The sequence below is a fragment of the Mycobacterium sp. IDUB_3 genome (assembly GCF_055419585.1).
In genome coordinates this window covers 106,906-131,499 of record NZ_JBVAXZ010000001.1, presented here as the reverse complement: position 1 = coordinate 131,499, position 24,594 = coordinate 106,906, and the positions used below count along the sequence as shown (strand labels likewise).

The following is a 24,594-nucleotide window of genomic DNA, read 5'->3' as shown; positions in this document are numbered from 1 at the left end:
CGCCGAAGCACGAGACGTTCGACCTCCTGGCCCGCACGAACACCGATCCCAAGGGCATCGTGCGGACCGTCGACGAGTACGTGGTGCGCCCGTGGGGCCTCTACGTCGCCCGCCCCACCCCTGGTCGCGCCCAGTTCCATTACCTCGAGTCGTGGCTGCTGCCGTCGTTGGGCTTGCGCGCCACCGTGTTTCACTTCAATCCCGGGCATGAACGCGACCACGATTACTACCTGGACGTGGGCGAATACTCACCCGGGCCCGCCGTGTGGCATTCCGAAGACCACTACCTGGACATCGAGGTGCGCACCGGCGCCAGGGCCGACCTCACCGACGTCGACGAGCTGCTGGATGCCGTCCGGCACGGCTTGTTGACTCCCGAGGCCGCCGCGCAGGCGGTGCGGCGCGCCGTGGCCGCGGTCGATGGGTTGGCCTGTAACGGCTACGACCTGTCGCGGTGGCTGGCGCACCACGGCATGGAACTGACCTGGCGGGCGCCGTAGCCGTTTTCCGAGTCCGACGCCGGGTATGCACCTTGACATGACGGATATCGCCGGTCTGCCCGATGCACTGCGCGAGGCGCTGCACGCCGAACCGGTGCCCGTCTGGCGAGAGCCCACACTGGCCACCCTGACCGACGAGCGGTTCTGTGACCCGCAGTGGATTTTCGAACGCAAATTCGACGGCATGCGTTGCCTCGCCTTTCGTGACGGCGACGAAGTCCGGCTGCTGTCACGAAATCGCAAGCCGCTCAACGGGACTTACCCGGAGCTGGTCGATGCGCTCGCGGCCCAGCGCACTACCCGATTCGTGGTGGACGGCGAGGTCGTCGCGTTCCAGGGACGCCGCACCAGTTTCGCCCGCCTACAGGGACGCCTGGGCATCACCGACCCCGAGGTGGCCCGCGCCTCGCGAATCCGGGTCTACTACTACGTGTTCGATCTGCTGCACCTGGACGGCAGGGATACCACCGCGCTGCCGCTGCGGTGGCGCAAGCGACTACTACGCGATGTGCTCAACTTCGATGATCCGTTGCGCAACACCGCGCACCGCGTCGATGACGGCCTCGCCGCCTACCGCGCCGCCTGCAAGCGCGGCGACGAAGGCGTGATCGCCAAGCTGGCCGACTCCGCCTATGACGGCGGCCGGTCGAAGAACTGGCTGAAGTTCAAATGCGTGCGCGACCAAGAGTTCGTCGTGGGCGGCTACACCAACCCGAAAGGCAGCCGAATCGAACTGGGCGCGTTGCTGCTCGGCTACTACACAGGCCATGGGCAAGGCCGCGACCTGGTGTACGCCGGCAAGGTCGGCACCGGGTTCGACGCGGCCACGCTACGCAGCCTGCATGAGCGCCTCTCGCCCCTCCAACAGGAGGCCCCGCCGTTCACCCGGGGGTTGGTACGCGAGAACGGTGCTCGCTGGGTGCGCCCGGAGTTGGTGGCGCAGATCGGGTTTACCGAATGGACCCGCGACGGCAAGCTCCGTCACCCGCGCTACCAGGGCCTGCGCATCGACAAGGACCCTGCAGAGGTGGTACGGGAGACACGCTGATGGCACGCATCGACATCGAGATCACCCACCCGGATCGGGTCATGTTCGGCAAGGACGGGATCACCAAGCGGGACCTGGCCGACTACTACGGTGAGGTGGCCGAGACCATGCTGCCGCACCTGAAGGGCCGCGCGCTGACCGTGCAGCGGTTCCCCCGCGGTATCGACGAAAAGGGGTTCGTGCAGCAGGATTTCGCTGACACATTGCCGGACTGGATGAGCGGGGTCGAGGTCGACAAAGAGGGCGGCACCCTGGTGCATCCATTGGCCGAACGCCCGGAAGCGCTGCGCTGGTTGGCCAACCAGAACTGCGTAACGCTGCATGTGTGGCAGTCGCGGCAGGGCAACCTGCACCAGCCCGACCGGTTGGTCTTCGATCTCGACCCGTCCGACGCCGATTTCGCGGCGGTGCGGGCGACCGCCCGCGCCGTGGCCGGTGTGCTCGACGACCTGAGACTGGCACGCTACGTGCAGACCACCGGATCACGCGGGCTACATGTGGTGGTGCCGTTGCGCGTCGAGGCTGACTTCGACACCGTCCGCCAATTCGCCCGTGACGTCGCCGAAGTCGTCGCCGCCGACGACGAGGCGCACCGCACCGTCGAGGCCCGGAAGGACAAACGCGATGGCCGCATTTATCTCGATGTCATGCGCAACGCCTACGCGCAGACCGCCGTCGCGCCCTACTCGGTGCGGGCCCGCGGCGGTGCGCCGGTGGCCACCCCGCTCGAGTGGGACGAACTGGACACGCGCGGTCTGCGGGCGGATCGGTTCAGCATCCGCGATGTTCCCGAACGGGTCGCGGGGCAGGGTGATCCGTGGGCGGACATGTTCCGGCACGCCCGCTCCCTCGCAGGGCCGCGCGCACGATTGGCGAAACTTCGTGCCTGAACTGCCGGACGTCGAAGGGTTCCGGCGCGAGCTCGCTAAGACCTTGCCCCACCGCCGGATTGAAGACGTAGACGTCCGCGACCCCGGAATTTTGCGCAACGCCTCCGCCAGCACGCTCGCGCGGCGCCTGGCCTGGCATCGCTTCGGTGCCCCGCGCCGGCACGGCAAATGGCTGATACTGCCGACCGACGGTCCGACGCTGCTGATTCACAGCGGCATGACCGGACACCCGTACTACGCGAATGCCGGCGCCGAGCCGGAAAAGTATGAACGGCTGGTGATGTCGCTCGACCAGGGTGAGCTGCGCTACGCCGACCTGCGCAAGCTGCGCGGGGTCTGGCTGGCCGACACCGAGGACGCGGTAGCGGAGGTGCTGGGCCCGCAAGGGCCCGACGCGCTGGGCATGGGCTTGCGGGAGTTTCGCGGCGTAGTTGCCGGGCGCCGCAAGGGGTCCGGGCGGCTGAAGCCGACGCTGATGGACCAGTCGGTGATCGCAGGCCTCGGCAATCTGCTTGTCGACGAAATCTGCTGGCGGGCGAGGATACGGCCCAATTTTCCGATTGCGGAGTTGAACGACGACGCGGTCAGGGACTTGCATCGTGCGATGAAGCAAGTGCTGCACACCGCGGTGCGCCACGGCCGGGTCCCCGGCCTGTCGCGCTGGCTCACCGGTGCACGCGACGATCCGGACCCGCGCTGCCCGCGCTGCGGCACCGCCCTTCGCAACGGCCGGATCGGCGGCCGGATGTCGTTCTGGTGTCCCGATTGCCAGCCCTAACCGCTGCGGCCGGCCAGCCTGGTGGCCCGGACCACGGTGGGCTAATCTCAGCTGCTATGAGCTCCCATTTCCGCAGGTGGATGCCGATAGCGGCGGTGACGGTCATCGCCGCCGGCGCCCAGTTGAGTCCAGCAATCGCAAGAGCGGATCTGCATAACATCACCTATCGGGCGAGGATCGATGCCCTGACGACCGGTAGCCAGGCCACCTTTGTGACCAACGGCGGTCAGACCAGCACGACCGGCCTTCCTTCCATGCCCGGCAACGTGTTCGAAGCCAACACCGTGCTTCCCGACCCGGCGCAAGCCGGCCTGCGGATTGTGCTGCACTTTCCCTACGCGGCCAACGTGCATTGCGAGATCGACGCCGACGACAACGTTTTCACCCAGACCGACCAAATGGTGAGGCCGACGGCCGGTAACACCGATCCCAACAACGGGGCGCTGCAGTGCGGCGCCCCGTTGCCCTAGACAGGGGTCAGGGCTTCCAGCCCGTCGAGTCGGCCCACTCCCAGGCCCGTCGGTAGGCGTCGAGGAACCACGGCTCTTTGACCTCGACATAGGCCGCGGTGTCTCCGTCGCCGCCCTTCTCGGCCAAACGCTTGACGTCCAGGTAGTCGGCGCGGGCGTCGGGGTTGGCCGTCAGCCAGTCGACGAACAACAGAGCGAACTGCTGGTTGGGCCAGCCGTCCACCCGGATGTGCACGTTGGTGGGTCGACCGGGGTCGGCCGAGCCATGAATTCGCTTGAGCCACAGGCCCGGATCGTCCCGGTGGTCGTAGCTCTCGACGGTGCTGCGGGCGTCGGGCTTGGCCACATCCTCGGCGATATGCTCGACGCGCGGGTACCCGGCGGCCAGCAACGGCTCGACGAGTTCGTCTGCGATGGAGAGGGATTCGACGGTGATCTGAACGTCAATGACGTCCTTGGCCGGAAAGTCCGGCACCGCGGTCGAGCCGATATGGTCGACGCGCAGCGCGCGGTGACCACAGCTGGTCCGCAGGCGGTTCACAATTCGTTGCGCCTGGTCCGCCCAGCTCGGGTCGGGCGGCACCAACCGGGCCGGAGCCCGGACGATCTGGTGTGCGCTCAGGTTGTGCGCGAACGGGACGATGCGGGTGTTCCACACGTCGTGGGCCCGCTGCGCCAAATCCTCGGGGCTGCCCGAGTTGTCCAGCCAGATGTCGGCGACCGCGCGGCGCTGCTCGTCGCTGGCCTGCGCCGCGATCCTCGCTCGGGCGTCATCCTCCGGCATGCCGCGCTGCTCGACCAGCCGCTGCAGCCGCACCTCGACGTCGGCGTAGACGATGACGACCAGCGGAAACAGCGGCGCCATCCCGGACTCCACCAACAGCGGAATGTCCTCGACCACAACGGAATCCTCGGGCACCGAGGCGATGATCTCCGAACGGCGATTGCCCACCAGCGGGTGGACAATCCCGTTCAGCGTCTTGCGTGCCTCGTCGTCACGAAAGGCCTTGGCGGCCAACGCCGGCCGATCCAGCGAACCGTCCTCGAGCAGGATGTCGCGGCCGAACGCCTCGACCAGCGCGGCCAGGCCCTCGGTTCCCGGCTGCACCACCTCACGCGCGATCACGTCACCGTCCACAATGACGGCACCGCATCGCTCGAACGTGGACGACAGCGCCGACTTGCCGGCGCCGATGCCACCGGTCAACCCGATCCGCAGCATGGCGTGCTCAGCAGAGCGTCACGCGTTGCCGGCGAGTTTCTCCCGCAGAGCGGCCAATTGGGCGTCGCTGGCCAGCGATCCGCCCGCCTTCTCCGGAGGAGCACCGTTGCCCGGCGACTGCTCGGTGTGCCCGGCAGCCTCGGCGGCGGCGAACTTCTCCATTTGCGCCGTGTGCATCTTGTGCCGGCGCTCGGCCTCGGCGTAGCGGGCTTCCCACTCGTTGCGCTGCTTATCGAAGCCCTCGAGCCATTCGTTGGTCTCGGAGTCGAAGCCCTCGGGGAAGATGTAGTTGCCCTGCTCGTCGTAGCTGTCGGCCATGCCGTACTTCGCCGGGTCGAACTCGTCGGTGTAGTCCTCGTTGGCCTGCTTGAGCGACAACGAGATCCGGCGGCGCTCCAGGTCGATGTCGATGACCTTGACCATCGCGTCGTCGCCGACGGCGACCACCTGGTCGGGGACCTCGACGTGGCGCTCGGCCAGCTCGGAGATGTGCACCAGACCTTCGATGCCCTCCTCGACGCGCACGAACGCACCGAACGGAACCAGCTTGGTGACCTTGCCGGGCACGATCTGGCCGATGGCGTGGGTGCGGGCGAAGTGGCGCCACGGGTCTTCCTGGGTCGCCTTGAGCGACAACGAAACCCGCTCGCGGTCCATGTCGACGTCGAGCACCTCGACGGTGACCTCGTCGCCGACCTGCACAACCTCGGACGGGTGGTCGATGTGCTTCCAGGACAACTCGGAGACGTGCACCAGACCGTCCACACCGCCGAGGTCGACGAACGCACCGAAGTTGACGATGGAGGACACGACACCCTTGCGGATGGCGCCCTTCTGCAGCTGGTTGAGGAACTCGCTGCGCACCTCGGACTGGGTCTGCTCCAGCCAGGCGCGCCGGGACAGGACCACGTTGTTGCGGTTCTTGTCCAGTTCGATGATCTTGGCCTCGATCTCCTTGCCGATGTACGGCTGCAGATCGCGGACGCGGCGCATCTCGACCAGCGAGGCGGGCAGGAAGCCGCGCAACCCGATGTCGAGGATCAAGCCACCCTTGACCACCTCGATGACGGTGCCCTTGACGGCCTCGTCCTTCTCCTTGAGCGCCTCGATGGTGCCCCAGGCGCGCTCGTACTGCGCGCGCTTCTTGGAGAGAATCAGGCGACCCTCTTTGTCCTCCTTGGTGAGGACCAGGGCTTCGACCTCATCACCGACGGAAACGACCTCATTGGGGTCGACATCGTGCTTGATGGAGAGTTCGCGGGCGGGGATGACCCCTTCGGTCTTGTAGCCGATATCGAGGAGCACCTCGTCCCGGTCCACTTTGACGATCGTGCCTTCGACGATGTCGCCATCGTTGAAGTACTTGATCGTTTTGTCTATTGCGGCGAGAAAGTCCTCGCTCGAGCCAATGTCGTTGACGGCTACTTGCGGCGAGGTGACGGCGGGACTCGGCATGTTGTTGGGTTGCTCCGGACAGGTTTGGTCGTAGGGACAGTTGGGATTTACCTGTCGAGGTTACTCGACTGTGTACATGCTGGCCAAACTCAGCGGGAGCGCATTCGGCCGGACGGCCGCCCCGAATGTGACGCCACGCCGAATCCCCGGAGAACCTTGCGCCACGACACCAGGCGCGACGGTCGATTGAGCAGCGAATATGCGCCCGAGGGCCGCCGTGCGTCCCACCGGCCCGATCGCCGCGCTAATGCGCGGCGGCGTCCCATGAGCGGCCGTAACCGACGGACACCTCCAGCGGCACGTCGAGCGGGTAGGCGCCGCCCATCTTGTCGCGTACCAGCGCCTCCAGCTGTGCACGCTCGCCGGACGCGACCTCCAGCAGCAGTTCGTCGTGCACCTGCAGCAGGATTCGGGAGGACAGCCCGGCGTCTTTGATCGCCTTGTCGACCTCGAGCATCGCCACCTTGATGATGTCGGCTGCGCTGCCCTGAATCGGCGCGTTGAGCGCCGCCCGCTCGGCGGCCTCGCGCACCTGACGGTTGCTGCTGTCGAGTTCGGGCAGGTAGCGACGGCGGCCGAAGACTGTCGACGTGAAGCCGTCCTTGCGGGCCTGCTCCACGACGTCCATCAGGTAGTCACGCACCCCGCCGAACCGGGCGAAGTATTGCTCCATCTGGTCTTTGGCTTCCTCGGTGGAGATCTTGAGTTGCGCGGACAGCCCGTAGGCGCTCAATCCGTAGGCCAGGCCGTAGGACATCGCCTTGACCCGGCGGCGCAGCTCGGCGGTGACCTCCTCGATCGGCACGCCGAATGCCCGCGAGGCGACGAACGAGTGCAGGTCCTCCCCGGTGTTGAACGCCTCGATGAGGCCCGCGTCCTTGGACAGGTGGGCCATGATCCGCATCTCGATCTGGCTGTAGTCGGCCGTCATCAGCTCGCTGTAGCCGTCGCCGACGACGAACGCGTCGCGGATCCGCCGGCCCGCCTCGGTGCGGATCGGAATGTTCTGCAGGTTCGGCTCGGTCGACGACAATCTGCCCGTCGCGGCGATGGTCTGGTTGAACGTGGTGTGGATGCGCCCGTCGGAGGCCACCGAGTTCAGCAACCCGTCGACGGTGACTTTGAGCCGGGTGGCGTCGCGGTGGGTCAGCAGATGCTGCAGGAACGGATGGCCGGTCTTGTCGAAAAGCGATTGCAGCGCATCCGCGTCGGTGGTGTAGCCGGTCTTGGTGCGCTTGGTCTTCGGCATCTCCAGCTCGTCGAAGAGCACCGCCTGCAACTGCTTTGGCGAGCCCAGGTTGATCTGCTTGCCGATCACCGCGTACGCCGCCTCGGCCGCGTCGCGGATCTGATGGGCAAAATCGCTTTGCAGCTCGGTGAGCAGATCCAAATCGACTGCGATACCGGCGTTTTCCATGCCGGCCAGCACCGCCTGCACCGGCAGCTCCATGCCACTCAACAACGCCGTGGAGTTGATGCGGGCCAATTCCTCGTCGAGCGCGTCGGCCAGATCGAGCACCGCCACGGCGCGCAGGATCAGCGTCTGCACCGCCTGGTCGTCGGTGCCCTCGTTGTCATCGAGCAGCGAAAGTTGCTGCTGTTCAGGGTTTTCCGCGCGCAGCTCGCGGCGCAGGTAGCGCAGCGAAAGGTCGTCGAGGGAGAAACTGCGCTGCCCGGGCCGCACCAGGTAGGCCGCCAGCGCGGTGTCGGAGGTGACACCGGCCAGTGTCCAGCCCCGTCCGGCCAGGTCGTGCATCGCCAGCTTGGCCTCGTGCAGCGCCTTGGGCGGGCCGGGGTCGGCAAGCCAAGACGCCAGCGCCGCTTCGTCTTCGGGATCCAGCGTCGCGGTGTCGATGTAGCGGCCCTCGCCGTCGGCGGAGACGATGGCCAGCGCGGTGGCGTCCGCGTCGTAGGCCAGGTGGGTGCCGACGACGGCCAAGCCGAACCGCTTTCCCGAGCTGTGCTCGGCCAGCCACACGGCGAGCTCGCCGGCTTCCAGTGCGCCGCCACGCACGTCGAAACCCTCGTCGACCTCGGGCTCCACCGCGGCCAGGGTTTCGAACAACCGGTCCCGCAACACCCGGAACTCCAGGTCGTCGAAGAGCCGGTGAATCTGGTCGCGATCCCACGGCTGCAGCCGCAACGTGTCCGGAGTCTGGGCCAGCGGCACGTCCTTGACCAGATCGGTCAGCTCGCGGTTGCGGATGACGCCGGCCAGATGTTCGCGCAGCGCGTCGCCCACCTTGCCACGCACCGAATCGACGTTGTCCACCAGCGCCTGCAGCGACCCGTATTCGCCGATCCATTTGGAGGCGGTCTTCTCCCCCACGCCGGGAATGCCGGGCAGGTTGTCGCTGGGATCGCCGCGCAGGGCGGCGAAGTCGGGGTACTGCTTGGGCGTCAGCCCGTACTTCTCGACGACGGCGTCCGGGGTGAAGCGGGTCAACTCGCTGACCCCCTTGCGGGGATACAGCACCGTCACGTTGTCGCTGACCAACTGCAACGAGTCGCGGTCGCCGGTGACCACCAGCACCCGGTAGCCCTCGTTCTCGGCCTGGGTGGCCAAGGTTGCGATCAGGTCGTCGGCCTCGAAGCCCTCCTCGGCCAGCACCGTGATGCCCAAGGCCGCAAGGACTTCCTTGGTGATGTCGATCTGGCCGCGGAACTCGTCGGGTGTCGCCGACCGATTGGCCTTGTACTCCGGGTAACGCTCGGAGCGGAAGGTCTGCCGCGACACGTCGAACGCTGCGGCGATGTGCGTCGGAGCCTCGTCGCGCAGCAGGTTGATCAGCATCGCGGTGAAGCCGTAGACCGCGTTGGTGGTCAGCCCGCCGCGGGTTTTGAAGTTTTCGGCGGGCAGCGCATAGAACGCCCGAAACGCCAGCGAGTTGCCGTCCAGCAGCATGAGCGTCGGCGTGGTTTCTTCCTCGATGGCCTTCGTCGTGGTTTTCGTGGCGGGCACGGCTCTCACTCTAAGCACTTGGTGCGACGAGCTAGGCGCCCCGACCGTGCCACCAGCAGAACTGCAACACGTTTCAGTTTTGAGTTTGGGCTGGGTAGTCTGGCCCAGTGCCAGAGGTCACCAGTCAAGAACCCGCGATCGACGGGTGGTTCGCCACCGATGACGCCGGAAATCCCCATCTGATCGGCAGCAAGTGCCCCGAGTGCGGCACCTACGTCTTCCCGCCACGGGAGAACAACTGCCCGAACCCGGCGTGCGCCAGCGACGCCCTAGAGTCCGTCGCTTTGTCGACCCGGGGAACGCTGTGGAGCTACACCGAGAACCGGTACCCGCCACCCGCGCCCTACCCGGCGGCCGACCCGTTCGAGCCGTTCGCCATCGCCGCGGTGGAGCTGGCCAACGAGGGCATCATCGTGCTGGGCAAGGTGGTCGAGGGCACCCTGGCCGCCGACCTGAAGGTCGGCATCGAGATGGAGCTGGCCACCATGACCTTGTTCACCGACGCCGACGGCGTCGAACGCCTTGTGCACGCCTGGAGGATCGCGTCATGAGCACGCCCGAACCGCTCTACATCCTCGGCGCCGGGATGCACCCCTGGGGCAAATGGGGCCGGGACTTCACCGAATACGGCGTCGTCGCCGCCCGCGCCGCGCTGGCCGAGGCGGGGCTGGACTGGCAGCAGATACAGCTGGTCGCCGGCGCCGACACCATCCGCAACGGTTACCCGGGCTTCATCGCGGGGTCGACGTTCGCGCAGAAGCTCGGGTGGAACGGCGTGCCGGTCAGCTCCAGCTACGCCGCCTGCGCCAGCGGTTCGCAAGCGCTGCAGAGCGCCCGCGCCCACATCCTGGCCGGCTTCTGCGACGTCGCGCTGGTCATCGGCGCCGACACCACCCCGAAGGGCGCGTTCGCCCCGGTCGGCGGCGAGCGCAAGAACGATCCCGACTGGCAGCGCTTCCACCTCATCGGTGCGATGAATCCCGTGTACTTCGCGCTGCTGGCACGGCGCCGGATGGACCTCTACGGTGCGACGTCCGAGGACTTCGCCGCGGTGAAGGTGAAGAATTCCCAGCACGGCCTGCAGAACCCGAACGCCCGCTACCGCAAGGAATCTTCGGTCGAGGACGTGCTGGCGAGTCCGGTGGTCTCCGACCCGTTGCGGCAGCTCGACATCTGCGCCACCTCCGACGGCGCCGCGGCGCTGATCGTGGCCAGCGCCGAGTTCGCCCGCAAGCACCTGGGCTCGCTCGAGGGCGTGCCGTCGGTGCGCGCGGTCAGCACGGTCACCCCGCGCTACCCGCAGCATCTGCCCGAATTGCCGGACATCGCAACGGATTCCACCGCTGTCGTGGCCGCACCGGAGCGGGTGTTCAAGGATCAGATCCTCGATGCGGCCTACGCCGAGGCGGGCATCGGTCCCGAGGACGTGAGCATGGCCGAGGTCTACGACCTGTCCACCGCGCTGGAACTCGACTGGTACGAGCACCTGGGGCTGTGCCCAAAAGGTGAAGCCGAAGCCCTTCTCCGCAGCGGCGCCACCACGATCGGCGGCCGGGTCCCGGTCAACCCGTCGGGTGGGCTGGCGTGCTTCGGCGAAGCGATTCCGGCCCAGGCGATCGCCCAGGTCTGCGAGTTGACCTGGCAGCTGCGCGGCCAGGCCACCGGCCGGCAGGTGGAGAACGCCAAGGTCGGCGTCACCGCCAACCAGGGGCTGTTCGGCCACGGGTCGTCGGTGATCGTGGCGCGCTAGGGCCTAGGGCCGCCGGCGATTACGGTCTTGGCCGCGCCTCAGGCGTCTTTCGACGGATCCAGGGTCTCCAGGACGACTTCGGCCACTCGCTTCATCGTGGTCCTGCGGTCCATGGCGGCCCGTTGAATCCACTTGAAGGCCTCGGGCTCGGTCATGCCCTGTTCGGTCTGCAGCAGCCCTTTCGCGCGCTCGACGAGCTTGCGCGTCTCCAGCCGGTCGGACAACGAGGCCACCTCGCGTTCGAGCTCGGCGATCTCACCGAAACGGCTGACGGCCAACTCGATGGCCGGGATGAGGTCGCTGATGGTGAACGGCTTCACCAGATAGGCCATCGCCCCGGCGTCGCGCGCCCGCTCCACCAAATCGCGTTGGCTGAAGGCGGTCAGCACCACGATCGGGGCAATGCGCTTGCTGGCTATCTCCGAGGCCGCGTCGATGCCGTCGCGGCGCGGCATCTTCACATCCATGATCACCAGATCCGGCTGATGGAGCTCGGCCAATTCGACGGCTTCCTGTCCGTCGCCGGCCTCCCCGACGATCTCGTAACCCTCCTCTCGGAGCATCTCGGCGAGATCCATGCGGATGAGCGCTTCGTCTTCAGCGATCAGGACCCGGCGCGGCACAGCGGCGTCGGTGTCGGTCGTGGGGCCTGTCATGACGCATATTGTGTCGTGAACGCCTCAGACCAGCGACCTCGGGGGCGGTGAGGCGGTTGAGCACTCCTGATCCTCTATGGTGGGAGGCTGCCTCTAAGGTAGGAGGCCGCGCGCCCTCGTATCCCAACTGGCAGAGGAAACGGATTCAAAACCCGTCCAGTGTGAGTTCGAATCTCACCGAGGGCACCACAGACCCCCCGCGAATATCGGCACCCGGCCGCCCTGCGGACGCACTGTGATCCGGTGCCGCTCTGGGTGCCACGTCGAGGCCACTCGCGGCCTCCTGGCCCGGCATCCCGCTCTCATCGACGCACCGGGCGGGAGCCGATGGCCGCTTTCCGGTACCGAAGTAGCGCCTGGAACAAAGAGCTCAACAAACCCGCTGCCCTGTTACCGCGTCTAATACCTTCCAACGGTATGGATTCTGCGGATTTAATAAACTCCACGCAATAAATGAAAAATCATCGCAATTAAGAGGAGCGCGATGAATTCATATTCTTTTCCACCCGCGCGGCGCACGCGCCGAAATCCTTCCAGCAATGGCTTCCGTCGCGCGGACCAAAGCCCCCGGGGATCCGGTGCGGACCGGGCCGTTGAGGTGGGCCTCACCCCTCGTCGAGGCCCACCGTCCGGTTCAATCGCCGAATGATCGGGTGATGCAGACCTGGTCTGACGCAGAGACATTCAGTCCCGTGGCGTCGTTGCCGATGGAGTCGCCGGCGACCCGGAGAAGCCAACTCGGCTCACTACAGGCGGCGCTACAGCCGTCCATGAGCACAGCGGTCAGAGCAAGGATTAGCGCAAGAACGAATCTCTTGAGACCCGCCATCAGGCACCCCTTAGTCGAGGCGAACACGTGTCCAACAGCCCCGCCGAGCACGTGTTAAATAACCATAACGATCCGTTCGCAAACCCGATTACAACCCGATAACAATGTTGTTATCAGACTCGGGAAAGTTGCGGAAGCGAAAACGGCAATATTCACCTGGCAGCCGACAAAATTCGCTGCTCAGCGGTTAGGCTTACACCCGTGGCGGCAAAGAAGTGTGGTACCCCGCCAAGACGCCCAGACGGCTCCTTGGAGCGCCCGGACTGCGTGGCCGCGGCGCGCGCCCAATCACGCGCCCGCAATCAGCACTACGCCGACAGTGCCGCGCGCGAATTTCGAGTGCTCTCGATCGCGGCCTGGTTGGCCGTCGTGGTCTGCACCACCTTCGTGGTGCTGCAGGTGGTCACCGGCGCGGTGATTTGGCAGATAGTCCTCGTCAACGTCGTCTCGGCGCTGATCTTCGCCAGCGTGCCGTGGCTGCACCGCTTCGGTGAACTGGTTGCGCCGCTGACCTTCATCGGCACGGCCTACGTCACGGTCGCCACCACCTGTTGGGATTCGGGCACCGCATCGGGCGGCCAATTCTTCTTGGTGGTGGGCGCCTGCCTGGTGGTGCTGGTGCTGGGGCTTGATCACATCGTGTTGGCGGCACTCCTCGCGGCGATCGCCGCCGGCCTGATCATCGCCCTGGAATTCCTGGTCCCCCGCGACACTGGTCTGGTGCCGGCCTGGGCGCAGTCCATGATGTTCGTCGTCACCATCGTCTCCGCCTGCGTGATGGTGTTCATCACCGTGTGGTACGCGCTGCGCGACACCCAGCGCGCCGAGGCGGTGATGGAATCCGAGTACCAGCGGTCGGAGGCGCTGCTGGCCAACATGTTGCCGGGCAGCATCGCCGAGCGTCTGAAAAGCATGGAGCGAAACGTCATCGCCGACAAGTACGACGAGGCCTCCGTTCTGTTCGCCGACATCGTCGGGTTCACCGAACGCGCCAGCAGCACAGCGCCGGCCGACCTGGTGCGGTTCTTGGATCGGCTGTACGGCGCCTTCGATGAGTTGGTGGACAGGCACGGCTTGGAGAAAATCAAGGTGAGCGGCGACTCCTACATGGTGGTCAGCGGGGTCCCGCGCGCGCGGCCGGACCACGCCTTCGCCCTGGCCGCTCTAGCACTCGAAATGGCCAACGTTGCTGCGGCACTGAAGGATCCGCACGACCAGGCTGTCCAGTTGCGGATGGGCATGGCGTGCGGACCCGTCGTGGCCGGCGTCGTGGGTTCGCGCCGGTTCTTCTACGACGTATGGGGCGACGCGGTCAACGTCGCGTCACGAATGGAGTCCACCGATTCGGTGGGCCGAATTCAAGTGCCCGAGGCGATGTATGAACGCCTCAAAAACGAGTTCGTCCTGCAGGAGCGCGGCCGGATCGAGATCAAGGGCAAGGGCGTCATGCACACCTGGTATCTAATCGGCCGCAAGGCAGGCGAAGAACCCACCGACCTGCGTTCCGAAGCTCCACGCACGGTCCACGCCTGACGAAAGTCCCTGTACCGCAGCCCGCGTTTGTGCCAGACTGCGGCCATGACTATCTCCCCTGGCTCTCCTGGAACCCACCCCGTTCCAAGCATGATGCCGCATCTGTGGAAATCCGCTCTGCTGTCGGGAATTCTGTCTCTTGTCCTGGGTGTCCTGGTGCTGGCGTGGCCGGGAATTTCCATCCTGGTCGCCGCCGTCGCCTTCGGCGTTTATCTATTGATCACCGGCATCGCGCAGGTCGTCTTCGCGTTCTCGCTTCATGTCTCGGCAGGCAGCCGGATCCTGCTGTTCATCAGTGGCGCAGCGTCGTTGATCCTCGCGCTGCTGGCATTCCGTCATTTCGGCCAGGGATACGCAATCCTGCTGCTGGCCATCTGGATTGGCATCGGATTCATCTTCCGCGGTGTCGCCACAACGATTTCGGCTGTCAGTGACCCGCACCTGCCGGGCCGAGGCTGGAACATCTTCGTCGGCGTGATCAGCCTGCTCGCCGGCATTGTCGTGCTGGCGTCTCCGTTCCAGTCCATCGTCACCCTGGCCATCGTGGTCGGCGCGTGGTTCGTCGTCATCGGCGTGTTCGAGATCATTTCGTCGTTCGGAATTCGCAAGGCCTCCAAAACCCTCGCCGCCTGACGAGGGCGCCGGTAGCGGAGGCGCCGACTCATCTACTACACTCTGTCGTAGCCGTTGATCGGCCCTCCGCAGTCTCGGGAGATGACAGATGAATGTCGTCGATATTTCGCGGTGGCAGTTCGGTATCACTACCGTCTACCACTTCATCTTCGTGCCGCTCACCATCGGTTTGGCGCCGCTGATCGCCATCATGCAGACGGTGTGGGTGGCCACCGGTAACACCGCCTGGTACCGACTGACCAAGTTCTTCGGCAAGCTGTTCCTGATCAACTTCGCCATCGGCGTGGCGACCGGGATCGTCCAGGAGTTTCAGTTCGGGATGAACTGGTCGGAGTACTCGAAGTTCGTCGGCGACATCTTCGGTGCGCCACTGGCGATGGAGGGGTTGTTCGCCTTCTTCTTCGAGTCCACGTTCATCGGGTTGTGGATCTTCGGCTGGAGCCGGCTGCCGAAGCTGATACACCTGGCCTGCATCTGGATCGTCGCGTTCGGCGTCAACGCGTCGGCGTTCTTCATCATCGCGGCCAACTCGTTCATGCAGCACCCGGTCGGCGCGCACTACAACCCCGCGACGCGACGCGCCGAGCTGGACGACATCTTCGCCCTGCTATCCAATAACACTGCGCAAGCGGCGTTTTCACACACCGTGACCGGCGCGCTGTTGGTTGCGGGCACTTTCGTCGCCGCGGTCAGCGCATGGTGGATGGTGCGCTCACACAGGCAGGGGCCCACGACGCCCGAAGCGCAAACCGATGCCCGCACCATGTTTCGCCCGGCGGCCATCCTGGGCTGCGGGGTGGTGCTGCTCGCTACTGTCGGCCTGTTCTTCACCGGGGACCGGCAGGGCAAGCTGATGTTCGTCCAGCAGCCGATGAAGATGGCGTCGGCGGAGGCGTTGTGCCACACCCAGACCGACCCCGACTTCTCGGTGCTGACGATCGGGACGCACAACAACTGCGGCAGCGTCGCCGAGGTCATCAAGGTGCATTACGTGCTGCCGTTCCTAGCCGAGGGCAAGTTCAACGGCGTGACGCTGCGCGGGGTGGACGAGCTGCAACAAGAGTACCAGCAGCGCTTCGGACCCGATGACTACCGGCCGAACCTGTTCGTCACCTACTGGTCCTTCCGGGCGATGATCGGATTCCTGGCCATCCCGGTGTTGTTCGCCCTGACCGTGTTGTGGGTCACCCGCGGCGGGCGAACACCCAAGGGCCGCGCGATGTCCTGGTTCGCCCTGCTCACCATCCCCACGCCGTTCCTGGCCAACATCTCGGGTTGGGTATTCACCGAGATGGGCCGTCAGCCCTGGGTGGTGGCGCCCAATCCCACTGGGGACCAATTGATTCGGATGACCGTACGCGAAGGGGTGTCGCATCACGTGCCCGGCATGGTCATCACCTCGCTGGTGACCTTCACGCTCGTCTACGCGGTGCTCGCGGTCCTCTGGTTCTTCCTGCTCAAGCGCTACACCGTCGAAGGGCCGCTGGAACACGACGCGGAACCCGCTCCCCCACAAGCGCCCAGCGACGACGAGGTGGCACCTCTGTCCTTCGCCTACTGACGAGGGCTTACCCGAGGCCGAAAGGAGTCGCGACGGTGGGACTGCAGGAAGTGTGGTTCGGCATCATCGGGATGCTGTTCCTGGGTTTCTTCATCCTCGAAGGCTTCGACTTCGGCGTGGGCATGCTGATGGAGCCGTTCGCCCGCGTCGGCATCGGCGAAGCCGAACCGCTGCGCCGCACGGCGCTCAACACCATCGGACCGGTGTGGGACGGCAACGAGGTCTGGCTGATCGTCGGTGGCGCGGCGATGTTCGCCGCCTTCCCCGCCTGGTACGCCACCGTGTTCTCCACGCTGTACCTGCCGCTGCTGGCAATCCTTTTCGGCATGATCGTGCGCGCGGTGGCGATCGAGTGGCGCGGCAAGATCGACGACACCAAATGGCGCGGCTGGGCCGATGTCGCCATCGCGGCCGGGTCGTGGCTGCCGGCGGTTTTGTGGGGCGTCGCATTCGCCATCCTGGTGCGCGGGCTCCCTGTCCAGGCCGACGGCCACATCCACCTCTCGGTCACCGATGTGCTGAACGCCTACACGCTGCTGGGCGGCCTGGCCACCGCCGGACTGTTCTTGTTCTACGGAGCGACATTCGTCGCGTTGAAGACCTCCGGCGCCATCCGCGAGGACGCCTACCGGTTCGGCGTCTGGCTATCGCTACCGGTCACCGGACTGGTTGCGGCATTCGGGCTTTGGACGCAGCTGGCTCATGGCAAGGACTGGACCTGGCTGGTGCTGGCCGTGGCGGTGCTGGCGCAACTGGCGGCGGTGCTGCTGGTGTGGCGCCGCTCGTCCGATGGCTGGGCGTTCACCTGTGTCGCGCTGGTGGTCGCGGCCGTGGTGATCCTGCTCTTCGGCTCGATGTATCCGAACTTGGTGCCCTCGACGCTGAACAAGCAATGGAGCCTGACCATCTACAACGCCTGCTCCACCCACTACACCCTCAAAGTCATGACGTGGGTGACGGCGTTCATGGCTCCGCTGACGGTCATCTACCAAGCCTGGTCGTATTGGATCTTCCGGCAACGGATCTCGGCTGACCGGATACCAGCGCCGATCGGACTGGCAAGGCGTCCCTCCTGAGCGGTACGGACCGTGCCAGCCGGGCGCCGTTAGACCCGAGACTGTGGCGAGCGTCGGCGGCGGTGCGCCGCTACCTGGTCGCCGTGGTGGGCTGCGGTGTGCTGATCTCCGGTTGCGCGATCGGATCGGCGATCGTATTGGCGCGTATCGTCGCCCGCATCGTCGGCGAGCCCGCCGCCCCGAGCCTGCACGTCTGGTTAGGTCCGCTGTCAATCCTATTGGCGCTCTGGGTAGTCCGCGCGGTGACGCATTGGCTTCAGGCCCGGCTGGGGCAACGGGGAGCCAGCGCGGTCATCGCCGATCTGTCCGGCCAGGTGCTTGCCGCGGTGACCGCCAGGCAGCCCGGTGAACTGGCGACGCAACGCGACACCGCCGCGGTGGTCGTCACCCGCGGCCTGGATGGCTTGCGCCCCTACTTCACCGGCTACCTGCCGACGTTGCTGCTCGCCGCGATCCTGACCCCGGCCACCGTCGCCGTCGTCGCCGCCTACGACCTGAAATCGGCGGTCGTGGTGGCGATCACGCTGCCCCTGATACCGATCTTCATGGTGCTGATCGGGCTGGCGACCGCCGACCGGTCGGCCGCGGCGCTGGCCGCGATGACGACGCTGCAGGCACGGTTGCTCGACCTGATCGCCGGCATCCCCACCCTGCGGGCGCTGGGACGTAGCTCGGGTCCCGACCAACGCATCGCCGAACTGGCTGCGGCACACCGCCGCTCGGCCATGGCGACGCTGCGGATCGCGTTCCTGTCGGCCCTGGTGCTCGAGCTGCTGGCCACGCTCGGGGTGGCGCTGATCGCCGTCGGAATAGGCCTTCGCCTGGTGTTCGGCGAGATGACCCTGACCACGGGTTTGACCGTACTGTTGCTGGCGCCGGACGTGTACTGGCCGCTGCGCCGCATCGGCGTGGAATTCCATGCCGCGCAAGACGGCAGGGCCGCCGCCGGTGCCGCGTTCGCCCTCATCGGTGAGCCGACCGCCTCGACGGACGGGACTCAGACGGTCACGGCGCGCGGCGCGCGGATTCGCCTCGACCATCTGAGCGTGGACGGCCGCGACGGGCAGGCGCCACACGATCTGAGTGCGGTCATCGAACCCGGCTCGGTGACGGTGCTGACCGGGCGCAACGGCGCAGGCAAGAGCACCACCCTGCAGGCGATCGCGGGCATCAGCGTCCCCTCGTCGGGCCGGATCGTCGTGGACGGCGTCGGCGTCGCCGACCTGGAGCCGACCCGCTGGTGGGCGCAGCTGTCCTGGCTGCCCCAACGACCGGTGCTGGTGCCGGGCACCGTCGACGAGAACCTGAAGCTGCTCGGAGATCTTCACGATGCCGAAAAGGCCTGTGCCGACTCCGGATTCGACTCGGTGCTGGCCGAGCTGCCAGATGGCGGTGCCACCGTGCTCGGGCGCGGCGGTGCCGGGTTGTCGTTGGGGCAGCGGCAGCGGCTGGGTCTGGCCCGTGCGCTCGGCTCGACGGCCGCCGTGCTGTTGCTCGACGAGCCGACCGCACACCTGGACGCGGCCACCGAGGACCGCGTCTTGCGGGCCATCGTCGAGCGGGCCCGGGCCGGTGCGACCGTGGTCGTCGTCGGCCATCGTGCGCGGGTGGTGGCCATCGGCGACCGGGTCATCGAAGTCGTCGCCGACCGGGGGGTGCGTTATGCCCCGGCGTGATCCGCTCATGGACGCTTTGACACTGCTGCGCCCGCGGCTGCCCCGGGTGCTGACGGCGATTGCGCTCGGGGTGCTCTCGCTGGGTAGTGCGCTGGCCCTGGCCGGTGTTTCGGCGTGGCTGATCACGCGGGCCTGGCAGATGCCGCCCGTGCTGGACCTGTCGGTGGCGGCGGTCGCGGTTCGGATGTTCGCGATCTCGCGGGGCGTGCTGCACTACTGCGAGCGACTGGCCACCCACGACACGGCCTTGCGCGCGGCCGGCACCGCGCGGGTACAGATCTACCAGCGGCTGGCGCGCGGGCCGGCCGCGGCCGCCGTCCGGCTGCACAGCGGTGAACTGGTGGCGCGGGTGGGCGCCGACGTCGACGAGTTGGCCAACGTCCTGGTGCGCGCCCTGGTGCCGATCGGCGTCGCGGTGGTGCTGGCTCTGGCGGCATCCGCCGTCGTCGCGGCCATTTCGCCGGCGGCGGCCGTGGTGCTGGCCATCTGCCTGCTGATCGCCGGCTTGGTCGCGCCCCGGCTCGCCGGCCGGGCCGCCGCGACCCAGGAAGACGTTGCGCGCCGGCATCATTCCGACCGCGATACGTCCGCGATGGCCGCCCTCGAACATGCACCCGAGCTTCGGGTCGCCGGCTTGCTACCCGATGTCATCGCCGAATCCCAACGCCGGCAACGTGCTTGGGGCGATGCTCTGGACGCCGCCGCCAAACCGGCGGCCATTGCCGAGGCGATGCCGACCGCGGCGATCGGGGCGAGCGTGCTGGGCGCAGTGGTGTGCGGGATCGGGTTGGCGCACGCGGTCGCGCCCACCACGCTGGCCGTGCTGATGCTGCTGCCATTGTCCGCATTCGAGGCGATGACGCCGTTACCGGCAGCCGCGGTCCAATTGACGCGATCGCGGATCGCCGCGCGCCGACTGCTCGAACTGACGCCGCCCGGGTCCGAGCATCCGACGGCGAGCGCACCCGCACCGGTCAGCACCGGGCGGCTGTCGGCCGACGTACGTTCCGGTCATGACGGCGCGGCACGCTCGACCCGGATAGCGGTGGATCTGCCGCCGGGTGCGAGGCTGGCCGTCACCGGCGCCAGCGGTTCCGGCAAGACGACGCTCTTGATGACGCTAGCCGGCCTGCTCCCGCCCCTGGACGGGCGGGTGACGCTGGACGGTACCGCCGTGAACGAGTTCGGCGAGGCCGACTTGCGCAGCGCGATCGGGTTTTTCGCGGAGGACGCCCATATCTTTGCCACCACCGTCCGCGACAACCTGTTGGTCGCGCGCGGAGACTGCGCCGACGACGAATTGGCGACGGCACTGGACGCGGTCGGCCTGGGCGCCTGGCTCGCCGGTCTGCCCGACGGGTTGGCCACGCTGCTCACCGGTGGGGCGCAAGCCCTTTCGGCCGGCCAGCGCCGAAGGCTGTTGCTGGCCCGGGCGGTGGTCTCGCCCGCGGGGATCGTGCTGCTCGACGAGCCCACCGAACACCTCGATGTCACTGACGCCGAACATGTACTCCGCGACCTGTTGGCCCCGGATTCGCGGTTGATATCCGCAGAGCGGACGGTCGTGGTGGCGACCCACCACCTGCCCGCTGGGCTGGGCTGTCGGCAACTACGCGTCGATGACGAGGTGACGCGGGCGGGCCCAGAGGTGTCGCCGGCGCGGCATGAACTCCAGCGACAGCAGCACGAACAGTAGCGGGACGATCTGCATCATGGAAATCACGGCGTAACGCCGGGCGTCGAGGGCATGCCATTTACGCACATACCGGTACAGCGACTCGAGGGCGATCAGTGGATCGAGCACGTGGGTCAATCGGTACAAGATGCGCCGGGTCCAGCCCCGGTTCTTATCGTCGAATATCTCGGGGAACGCGGCGAACCCGAGCGATACCCGCTGTGCCCCAGCCTCTTTGCCCGCCATGATCATGTCGACGCTGAGCCGCTCGTCGAGCCCGTTTGGAGCGTTGCGTCGGCGCCACGGCACGTCGAGGGTGATGTCGCTGCCGCCGCCGGCGGTGGCGTACCGGTGGAATGCCTGCACCTTGCCGGTTTTGTCCCTGGCGATGATCAGTTGTATTCCGGGAAACCGTCCTTCCAGCACGCCGTCGAGGTTCATGTGGAATCCACGGTCGGCGTGGGCGGCCTTGGATGACTCCCGCACCACCTCGGTCAGCTCGGCCAGCAGTTTGTCGTCGAGTTCCTGCTCGGACACGATTTCGGTTGTCACGCCGCAGTTATGGGTGCGCTTCACCGCCTGACGCAGGTTGCGGAACTTGCGGCCGACCATGTCGAAGTTGGGCACGTCGACGACCACGTCGCGACCAATCGGTATGGGCCGCAACGATTGCCCTAACACCGTCGAATCTGTCCACAGGCTGAGCCGCCGCTCGCTGCAGCCCACCACGGCGATGCGCCATCCGTGCGCGTGGCAGGTAGCGGCGAAATCGGCGACCAGTTCGCCGAAGCGTGCCTCGTCACCGATCGGGTCACCGCTGACCACGGCGATGCCCAGTCGCGTTCGGTAGGCCAGCGCCGCGGTCCCGTCCGCGGTGAAGTGGTAGCTCTTGCCGGTCTGCATGGTGAACGGCGCGAGCGCGTCGGCGCCGGTCGCGTCGATCAGCTTCCACACCCGAGGCAGGTCACCGGGCCGCGGATAGGAGGTCGTCGGCCACATCAACACCATGCCCGAACTGGCGATCACCACATCGCCGAGCAGATCGAAGGACAACACGTGCAGGCCCAGTCCCGCCAGCACGAACAACGCGGCCGCGACGGCGTGCATCGTGGTCACGGGCCGGCCCAGGAAGATGCCGCGGGCCATCCAGGCGACCGCCACCAGCACCGTCAGCGACCAGGCCAACCGGTCGGTGTACTGCCAGCTCGGTTCGCTGTGGTGGCGGGCGAGGATCTCGATGAACCAGCACGCCGCGCCGAAGAGCGCCAAGGCGCCGAGCAAGCGGGCCGCGAGGGAATCGACCGACACGACAACGCGTTCGCGCGCGCGGTGTCTTGCTACCGCGACGTCCACCACCGGCCCGTTCACACTCACCTCCCGATGCGCTGACAACAGCTGGACGACTTGATTGCCGCCTCTGCACCGACTACCCGGCTATGTCAAAGCTACGCCCAATCACGTCCGTTTCGAGGCCGAATTCGGACGGAGATTTCGCGGCTATTAGGTCACGCTTTAACGGCGGGAAGACGGAAAGTATTTCAGCACGCCCTCTTGCACCACCGTGGCCAGCGGTTGCCCGGACCGATCGAAGAAGTGCCCGGCGCCCAGCCCGCGCGAATCGGCCGCCACCGGCGACGATGTGGAGTACAACACCCAGTCGTTGAAGTTGACCGGCCGGTGAAACCAAATGGAATGATTGGCCGAAGCGGCGAATATACGGTCGAATCCCCAGGAAAGACCGTGCGTGGTGATAACCGAGTCCAATACCGTGGTGTCCGACGAATACACCATTGTTGCCGTGTGCAATACGGGATCGTCAGGAATCTCCCCCAGGGCCTTGACCCAGACCCGATTGTGCGGGAGCCGATCCCCCTTCGAGCGCATGACCCAGGCCGGGTCATTGGTGTACCGCCATTCGATGGGCTGCAGGGCGTTGACGAAGTGCGGAACGGTTTCTTCGTAGCCACGCAACAGCTCGCCGATCGTGGGCTGCGTGTGCGGCTCGGCCACTTCCGGCGGCGCGATGCCGTGTTCCAGGCCGCGGCCGCCGGCCATGTAGGAGATCAGCGCCGAGCTCAGCAGCGTGCCGTCTTGCACCGCATCGACGCGCCGGTTGGCGAAGCGGCGCTCGTCGCGCAGCCTCGTCACGCGGAATTCGATGTCCTTGGCGGTGTCCCCCCCGTTGATGAAGTGCACCGACAGCGCACTCGGCGGCAGGTCCTCGCGAACCAGGCTGCGGCTGCTCGCGACGAACGACTGCGACATGAGCTGACCACCGAAGGTTCGCATCGGGTTCTTGCTCGGATGCGAGCCGATGAACAGGTCGTCGTCGACACGGTGGAGGTCGAGGGTCGCCAGCAGCTCGATGAAGTCCGGGTGGGTCTGTGTCGCGGCTTCTTCTACCGCATTCGGCTCCTGAGACTCACAGCCGGCGGGCACACGCTCTCCTCTAGTTAGACGTCGTCCTCCCCGATCCGGTGCACGTGGATGAGGTTGGTTGACCCTACTGTGCCAGGTGGCGCGCCGGCGACGATGACCACCAGGTCACCACGCTTGTAGCGACCGAGTTCCAGCAGTGACTTGTCGACCTGGCGGATCATGCCGTCGGTAGAGGTCATCATCGGGACGATGAATGTTTCGGTTCCCCAGGTCATGGCCAGCTGGCTACGCACCTCCGGCCACGCGGTGAAGGCCAACAGCGGCAGCGGGGTATGCAGGCGCGCGAGGCGCTTGACCGTGTCGCCGGATTGGGTGAACGCGACAAGCGCCTTGGCATCGAGCCGCTCACCGATGTCGCGGGCCGCGTAGGAGATCACCCCTCGCTTGGTGCGGGGCACGTGCGTCAGCGGCGGCGCCGCCGTCGAATTGTCTTCGACCGCACAGATGATGCGCGCCATGGTCCGCACGGCCGCCATTGGATACTTCCCCACCGACGTTTCCCCGGACAGCATCACCGCGTCGGCGCCGTCGAGCACGGCGTTGGCGACATCGGAGGCTTCAGCCCGGGTCGGCCGTGAGCTCTCGATCATCGAATCGAGCATCTGGGTCGCGACGATGACGGGTTTCGCGTTCTCCCTAGCCATTTGGATGGCCCGCTTCTGCACCAGTGGAACCTCTTCCAAGGGCAGCTCGACGCCGAGGTCACCGCGGGCCACCATGATCGCGTCGAAGGCCAGGACAATGGCTTCCAGGTTGTCGACAGCTTCAGGCTTCTCCAGCTTCGCGATCACCGGCACCCGCCGGCCGACCCGGTCCATCACCTCGTGCACCAACTCGACGTCGGCTGGCGACCGCACGAAGGAGAGCGCGACCAGGTCGACACCGAGTTCCAGCGCGAAGGTGAGGTCCTCGATGTCCTTCTCCGACAGGGCCGGGGCGGACACATTCATGCCGGGCAGCGAGATGCCCTTGTTGTTGCTGACGGGTCCACCCTCGACGACGGTGCAGATGACGTCGTCACCCTCGATGCCCTCGATCACCAGGCCGACCTTGCCGTCATCGACCAGAATCCGATCACCGACGGAGGCGTCCTGGGCCAGCTTCTTGTACGTGGTCGATACGCGGTCGTGGTCGCCTTCGCAGTCCGCGACGGTGATTCGCACCGTTTCGCCGTCGGCCCAGTAGGTGGGCCCGGTGGCAAAACGCCCCAGCCTGATCTTCGGGCCCTGCAAGTCGGCGAGCACGCCGACAGCGCGACCCGTGGCGTCGGAAGCGGACCTGACGCGCTCGTAGGCGGCCTTGTGATCGGAGTAGTCGCCGTGGCTGAAGTTCAACCTTGCGACGTCCATTCCGGCCTCAACCAGGGCCAGGATCGACTCATCCGAATTCGTCGCAGGGCCAAGGGTGCAGACGATCTTCCCGCGTCTACTCACACCGACCA

At 66.5% G+C, this 24,594-nt stretch carries 18 protein-coding genes, 1 tRNA gene and 2 pseudogenes; 14 read left to right on the top strand and 7 right to left on the bottom strand.

Translation table 11 applies throughout. From position 1 onward, the window contains the following. The first annotated feature begins 59 nt into the window (after nt 1-59). Genes ACZYVJ_RS00505 through ACZYVJ_RS00485 form a run of 5 tightly spaced genes read left to right on the top strand, consistent with a single transcriptional unit; the run spans nt 60 to nt 3,686 of the window. On the top strand, nt 60-500 hold the full coding sequence (locus ACZYVJ_RS00505; protein ID WP_463829206.1) for a ribonuclease FAU-1 family protein: 441 nt from the start codon (nt 60-62) through the stop codon (nt 498-500). A 37-nt stretch (nt 501-537) separates the two neighbouring features. Further along, nucleotides 538-1,548 (top strand): non-homologous end-joining DNA ligase, encoded by a 1,011-nt coding sequence (gene ligD / locus ACZYVJ_RS00500; protein ID WP_463829205.1) that lies wholly within the window; start codon nt 538-540, stop codon nt 1,546-1,548. After that, nucleotides 1,548-2,438 carry a non-homologous end-joining DNA ligase gene (gene ligD, locus ACZYVJ_RS00495; protein WP_463829204.1) on the top strand — a complete coding sequence of 297 codons (891 nt, stop codon included), beginning with the start codon at nt 1,548-1,550 and terminating at the stop codon, nt 2,436-2,438. The genes ligD (ACZYVJ_RS00500) and ligD (ACZYVJ_RS00495) overlap by 1 nt, the downstream gene beginning before the upstream one ends. Further along, the gene (locus ACZYVJ_RS00490; RefSeq protein WP_463829203.1) at nt 2,431-3,216 is read left to right on the top strand and encodes an Fpg/Nei family DNA glycosylase; all 786 of its coding nucleotides are present in this window, start codon (nt 2,431-2,433) and stop codon (nt 3,214-3,216) included. Before ligD (ACZYVJ_RS00495) ends, ACZYVJ_RS00490 begins: the two co-directional genes overlap by 8 nt. A 56-nt stretch (nt 3,217-3,272) precedes the next feature. Further along, nucleotides 3,273-3,686, top strand: coding sequence for a hypothetical protein (locus ACZYVJ_RS00485; RefSeq protein ID WP_463829202.1), 414 nt, complete (start codon nt 3,273-3,275; stop codon nt 3,684-3,686). A gap of 7 nt (nt 3,687-3,693) precedes the next feature. Here ACZYVJ_RS00485 and coaE read toward each other — a convergent pair whose 3' ends face one another. From coaE to polA, 3 genes are all read right to left on the bottom strand, one after another. Beyond that, nucleotides 3,694-4,908 (bottom strand): dephospho-CoA kinase, encoded by a 1,215-nt coding sequence (coaE, locus tag ACZYVJ_RS00480; protein ID WP_463829201.1) that lies wholly within the window; start codon nt 4,906-4,908, stop codon nt 3,694-3,696. Nucleotides 4,909-4,926: 18 nt separating this feature from the next. Beyond that, nucleotides 4,927-6,363 (bottom strand): 30S ribosomal protein S1, encoded by a 1,437-nt coding sequence (gene rpsA / locus ACZYVJ_RS00475; protein ID WP_065031143.1) that lies wholly within the window; start codon nt 6,361-6,363, stop codon nt 4,927-4,929. A gap of 244 nt (nt 6,364-6,607) precedes the next feature. Then, the gene (polA, locus tag ACZYVJ_RS00470; RefSeq protein ID WP_463832775.1) at nt 6,608-9,268 is read right to left on the bottom strand and encodes a DNA polymerase I; all 2,661 of its coding nucleotides are present in this window, start codon (nt 9,266-9,268) and stop codon (nt 6,608-6,610) included. Nucleotides 9,269-9,432: 164 nt separating this feature from the next. Here polA and ACZYVJ_RS00465 point away from each other — a divergent pair, with 164 nt between their 5' ends. Beyond that, complete coding sequence (locus ACZYVJ_RS00465; RefSeq protein WP_463829200.1) at nt 9,433-9,876, top strand: Zn-ribbon domain-containing OB-fold protein; 444 nt, start codon at nt 9,433-9,435, stop codon at nt 9,874-9,876. Continuing rightward, on the top strand, nt 9,873-11,075 hold the full coding sequence (locus ACZYVJ_RS00460) for a lipid-transfer protein (RefSeq protein WP_463829199.1): 1,203 nt from the start codon (nt 9,873-9,875) through the stop codon (nt 11,073-11,075). The genes ACZYVJ_RS00465 and ACZYVJ_RS00460 overlap by 4 nt, the downstream gene beginning before the upstream one ends. A 38-nt stretch (nt 11,076-11,113) precedes the next feature. Here ACZYVJ_RS00460 and ACZYVJ_RS00455 read toward each other — a convergent pair whose 3' ends face one another. Beyond that, on the bottom strand, nt 11,114-11,731 hold the full coding sequence (locus ACZYVJ_RS00455) for an ANTAR domain-containing response regulator (protein ID WP_463829198.1): 618 nt from the start codon (nt 11,729-11,731) through the stop codon (nt 11,114-11,116). 112 nt (nt 11,732-11,843) lie between these two features. Between ACZYVJ_RS00455 and ACZYVJ_RS00450 the strand changes: the two genes are divergently transcribed. The 7 genes and pseudogenes from ACZYVJ_RS00450 (at nt 11,844) to cydC (ending at nt 20,769) form a co-directional block, all read left to right on the top strand. After that, nucleotides 11,844-11,920: transfer RNA gene (locus ACZYVJ_RS00450), tRNA-Leu, on the top strand. An 841-nt stretch (nt 11,921-12,761) separates the two neighbouring features. Continuing rightward, on the top strand, nt 12,762-14,093 hold the full coding sequence (locus ACZYVJ_RS00445; RefSeq protein WP_463829197.1) for an adenylate/guanylate cyclase domain-containing protein: 1,332 nt from the start codon (nt 12,762-12,764) through the stop codon (nt 14,091-14,093). Between the two features lie 27 nt (nt 14,094-14,120). After that, nucleotides 14,121-14,726 (top strand): HdeD family acid-resistance protein, encoded by a 606-nt coding sequence (locus tag ACZYVJ_RS00440; protein ID WP_463829195.1) that lies wholly within the window; start codon nt 14,121-14,123, stop codon nt 14,724-14,726. 88 nt (nt 14,727-14,814) lie between these two features. Then, complete coding sequence (locus tag ACZYVJ_RS00435; protein ID WP_463829194.1) at nt 14,815-16,287, top strand: cytochrome ubiquinol oxidase subunit I; 1,473 nt, start codon at nt 14,815-14,817, stop codon at nt 16,285-16,287. A gap of 35 nt (nt 16,288-16,322) precedes the next feature. Continuing rightward, nucleotides 16,323-17,363 (top strand): cytochrome d ubiquinol oxidase subunit II, encoded by a 1,041-nt coding sequence (cydB, locus tag ACZYVJ_RS00430; RefSeq protein WP_463829193.1) that lies wholly within the window; start codon nt 16,323-16,325, stop codon nt 17,361-17,363. 62 nt (nt 17,364-17,425) lie between these two features. Continuing rightward, nucleotides 17,426-19,039: a thiol reductant ABC exporter subunit CydD gene (gene cydD, locus ACZYVJ_RS00425; RefSeq protein ID WP_463829192.1), complete on the top strand. Its 1,614-nt coding sequence runs from the start codon at nt 17,426-17,428 to the stop codon at nt 19,037-19,039. Then, nucleotides 19,026-20,769, top strand: a pseudogene (gene cydC, locus ACZYVJ_RS00420) (thiol reductant ABC exporter subunit CydC). Before cydD ends, cydC begins: the two are co-directional and overlap by 14 nt. Here the strand turns inward: cydC and ACZYVJ_RS00415 are convergent. From ACZYVJ_RS00415 to pyk, 3 genes and pseudogenes are all read right to left on the bottom strand, one after another. Continuing rightward, nucleotides 20,685-22,082, bottom strand: a pseudogene (locus tag ACZYVJ_RS00415) (bifunctional lysylphosphatidylglycerol flippase/synthetase MprF); the annotation flags it as partial. The pseudogenes cydC and ACZYVJ_RS00415 sit on opposite strands and share 85 nt — an antisense overlap. 144 nt (nt 22,083-22,226) lie before the next feature. Further along, nucleotides 22,227-23,081, bottom strand: coding sequence for an acyl-CoA thioesterase domain-containing protein (locus ACZYVJ_RS00410; RefSeq protein ID WP_463832774.1), 855 nt, complete (start codon nt 23,079-23,081; stop codon nt 22,227-22,229). Between the two features lie 86 nt (nt 23,082-23,167). Further along, nucleotides 23,168-24,586: a pyruvate kinase gene (gene pyk / locus ACZYVJ_RS00405; protein ID WP_463829191.1), complete on the bottom strand. Its 1,419-nt coding sequence runs from the start codon at nt 24,584-24,586 to the stop codon at nt 23,168-23,170. Between the last annotated feature and the right edge of the window lie 8 nt (nt 24,587-24,594).

Bases quoted from the DNA above. Each gene is read 5' to 3' on its own strand.
- ACZYVJ_RS00455 (WP_463829198.1), bottom strand. From the start codon at position 11,731: ATGACAGGCCCCACGACCGACACCGACGCCGCTGTGCCGCGCCGGGTC.
- coaE (WP_463829201.1), bottom strand. From the start codon at position 4,908: ATGCTGCGGATCGGGTTGACCGGTGGCATCGGCGCCGGCAAGTCGGCG.
- ligD (WP_463829205.1), top strand. From the start codon at position 538: ATGACGGATATCGCCGGTCTGCCCGATGCACTGCGCGAGGCGCTGCAC.
- polA (WP_463832775.1), bottom strand. From the start codon at position 9,268: ATGCTGCTGGACGGCAACTCGCTGGCGTTTCGGGCGTTCTATGCGCTG.
- rpsA (WP_065031143.1), bottom strand. From the start codon at position 6,363: ATGCCGAGTCCCGCCGTCACCTCGCCGCAAGTAGCCGTCAACGACATT.
- ACZYVJ_RS00485 (WP_463829202.1), top strand. From the start codon at position 3,273: ATGAGCTCCCATTTCCGCAGGTGGATGCCGATAGCGGCGGTGACGGTC.
- ACZYVJ_RS00460 (WP_463829199.1), top strand. From the start codon at position 9,873: ATGAGCACGCCCGAACCGCTCTACATCCTCGGCGCCGGGATGCACCCC.
- ligD (WP_463829204.1), top strand. From the start codon at position 1,548: ATGGCACGCATCGACATCGAGATCACCCACCCGGATCGGGTCATGTTC.
- ACZYVJ_RS00435 (WP_463829194.1), top strand. From the start codon at position 14,815: ATGAATGTCGTCGATATTTCGCGGTGGCAGTTCGGTATCACTACCGTC.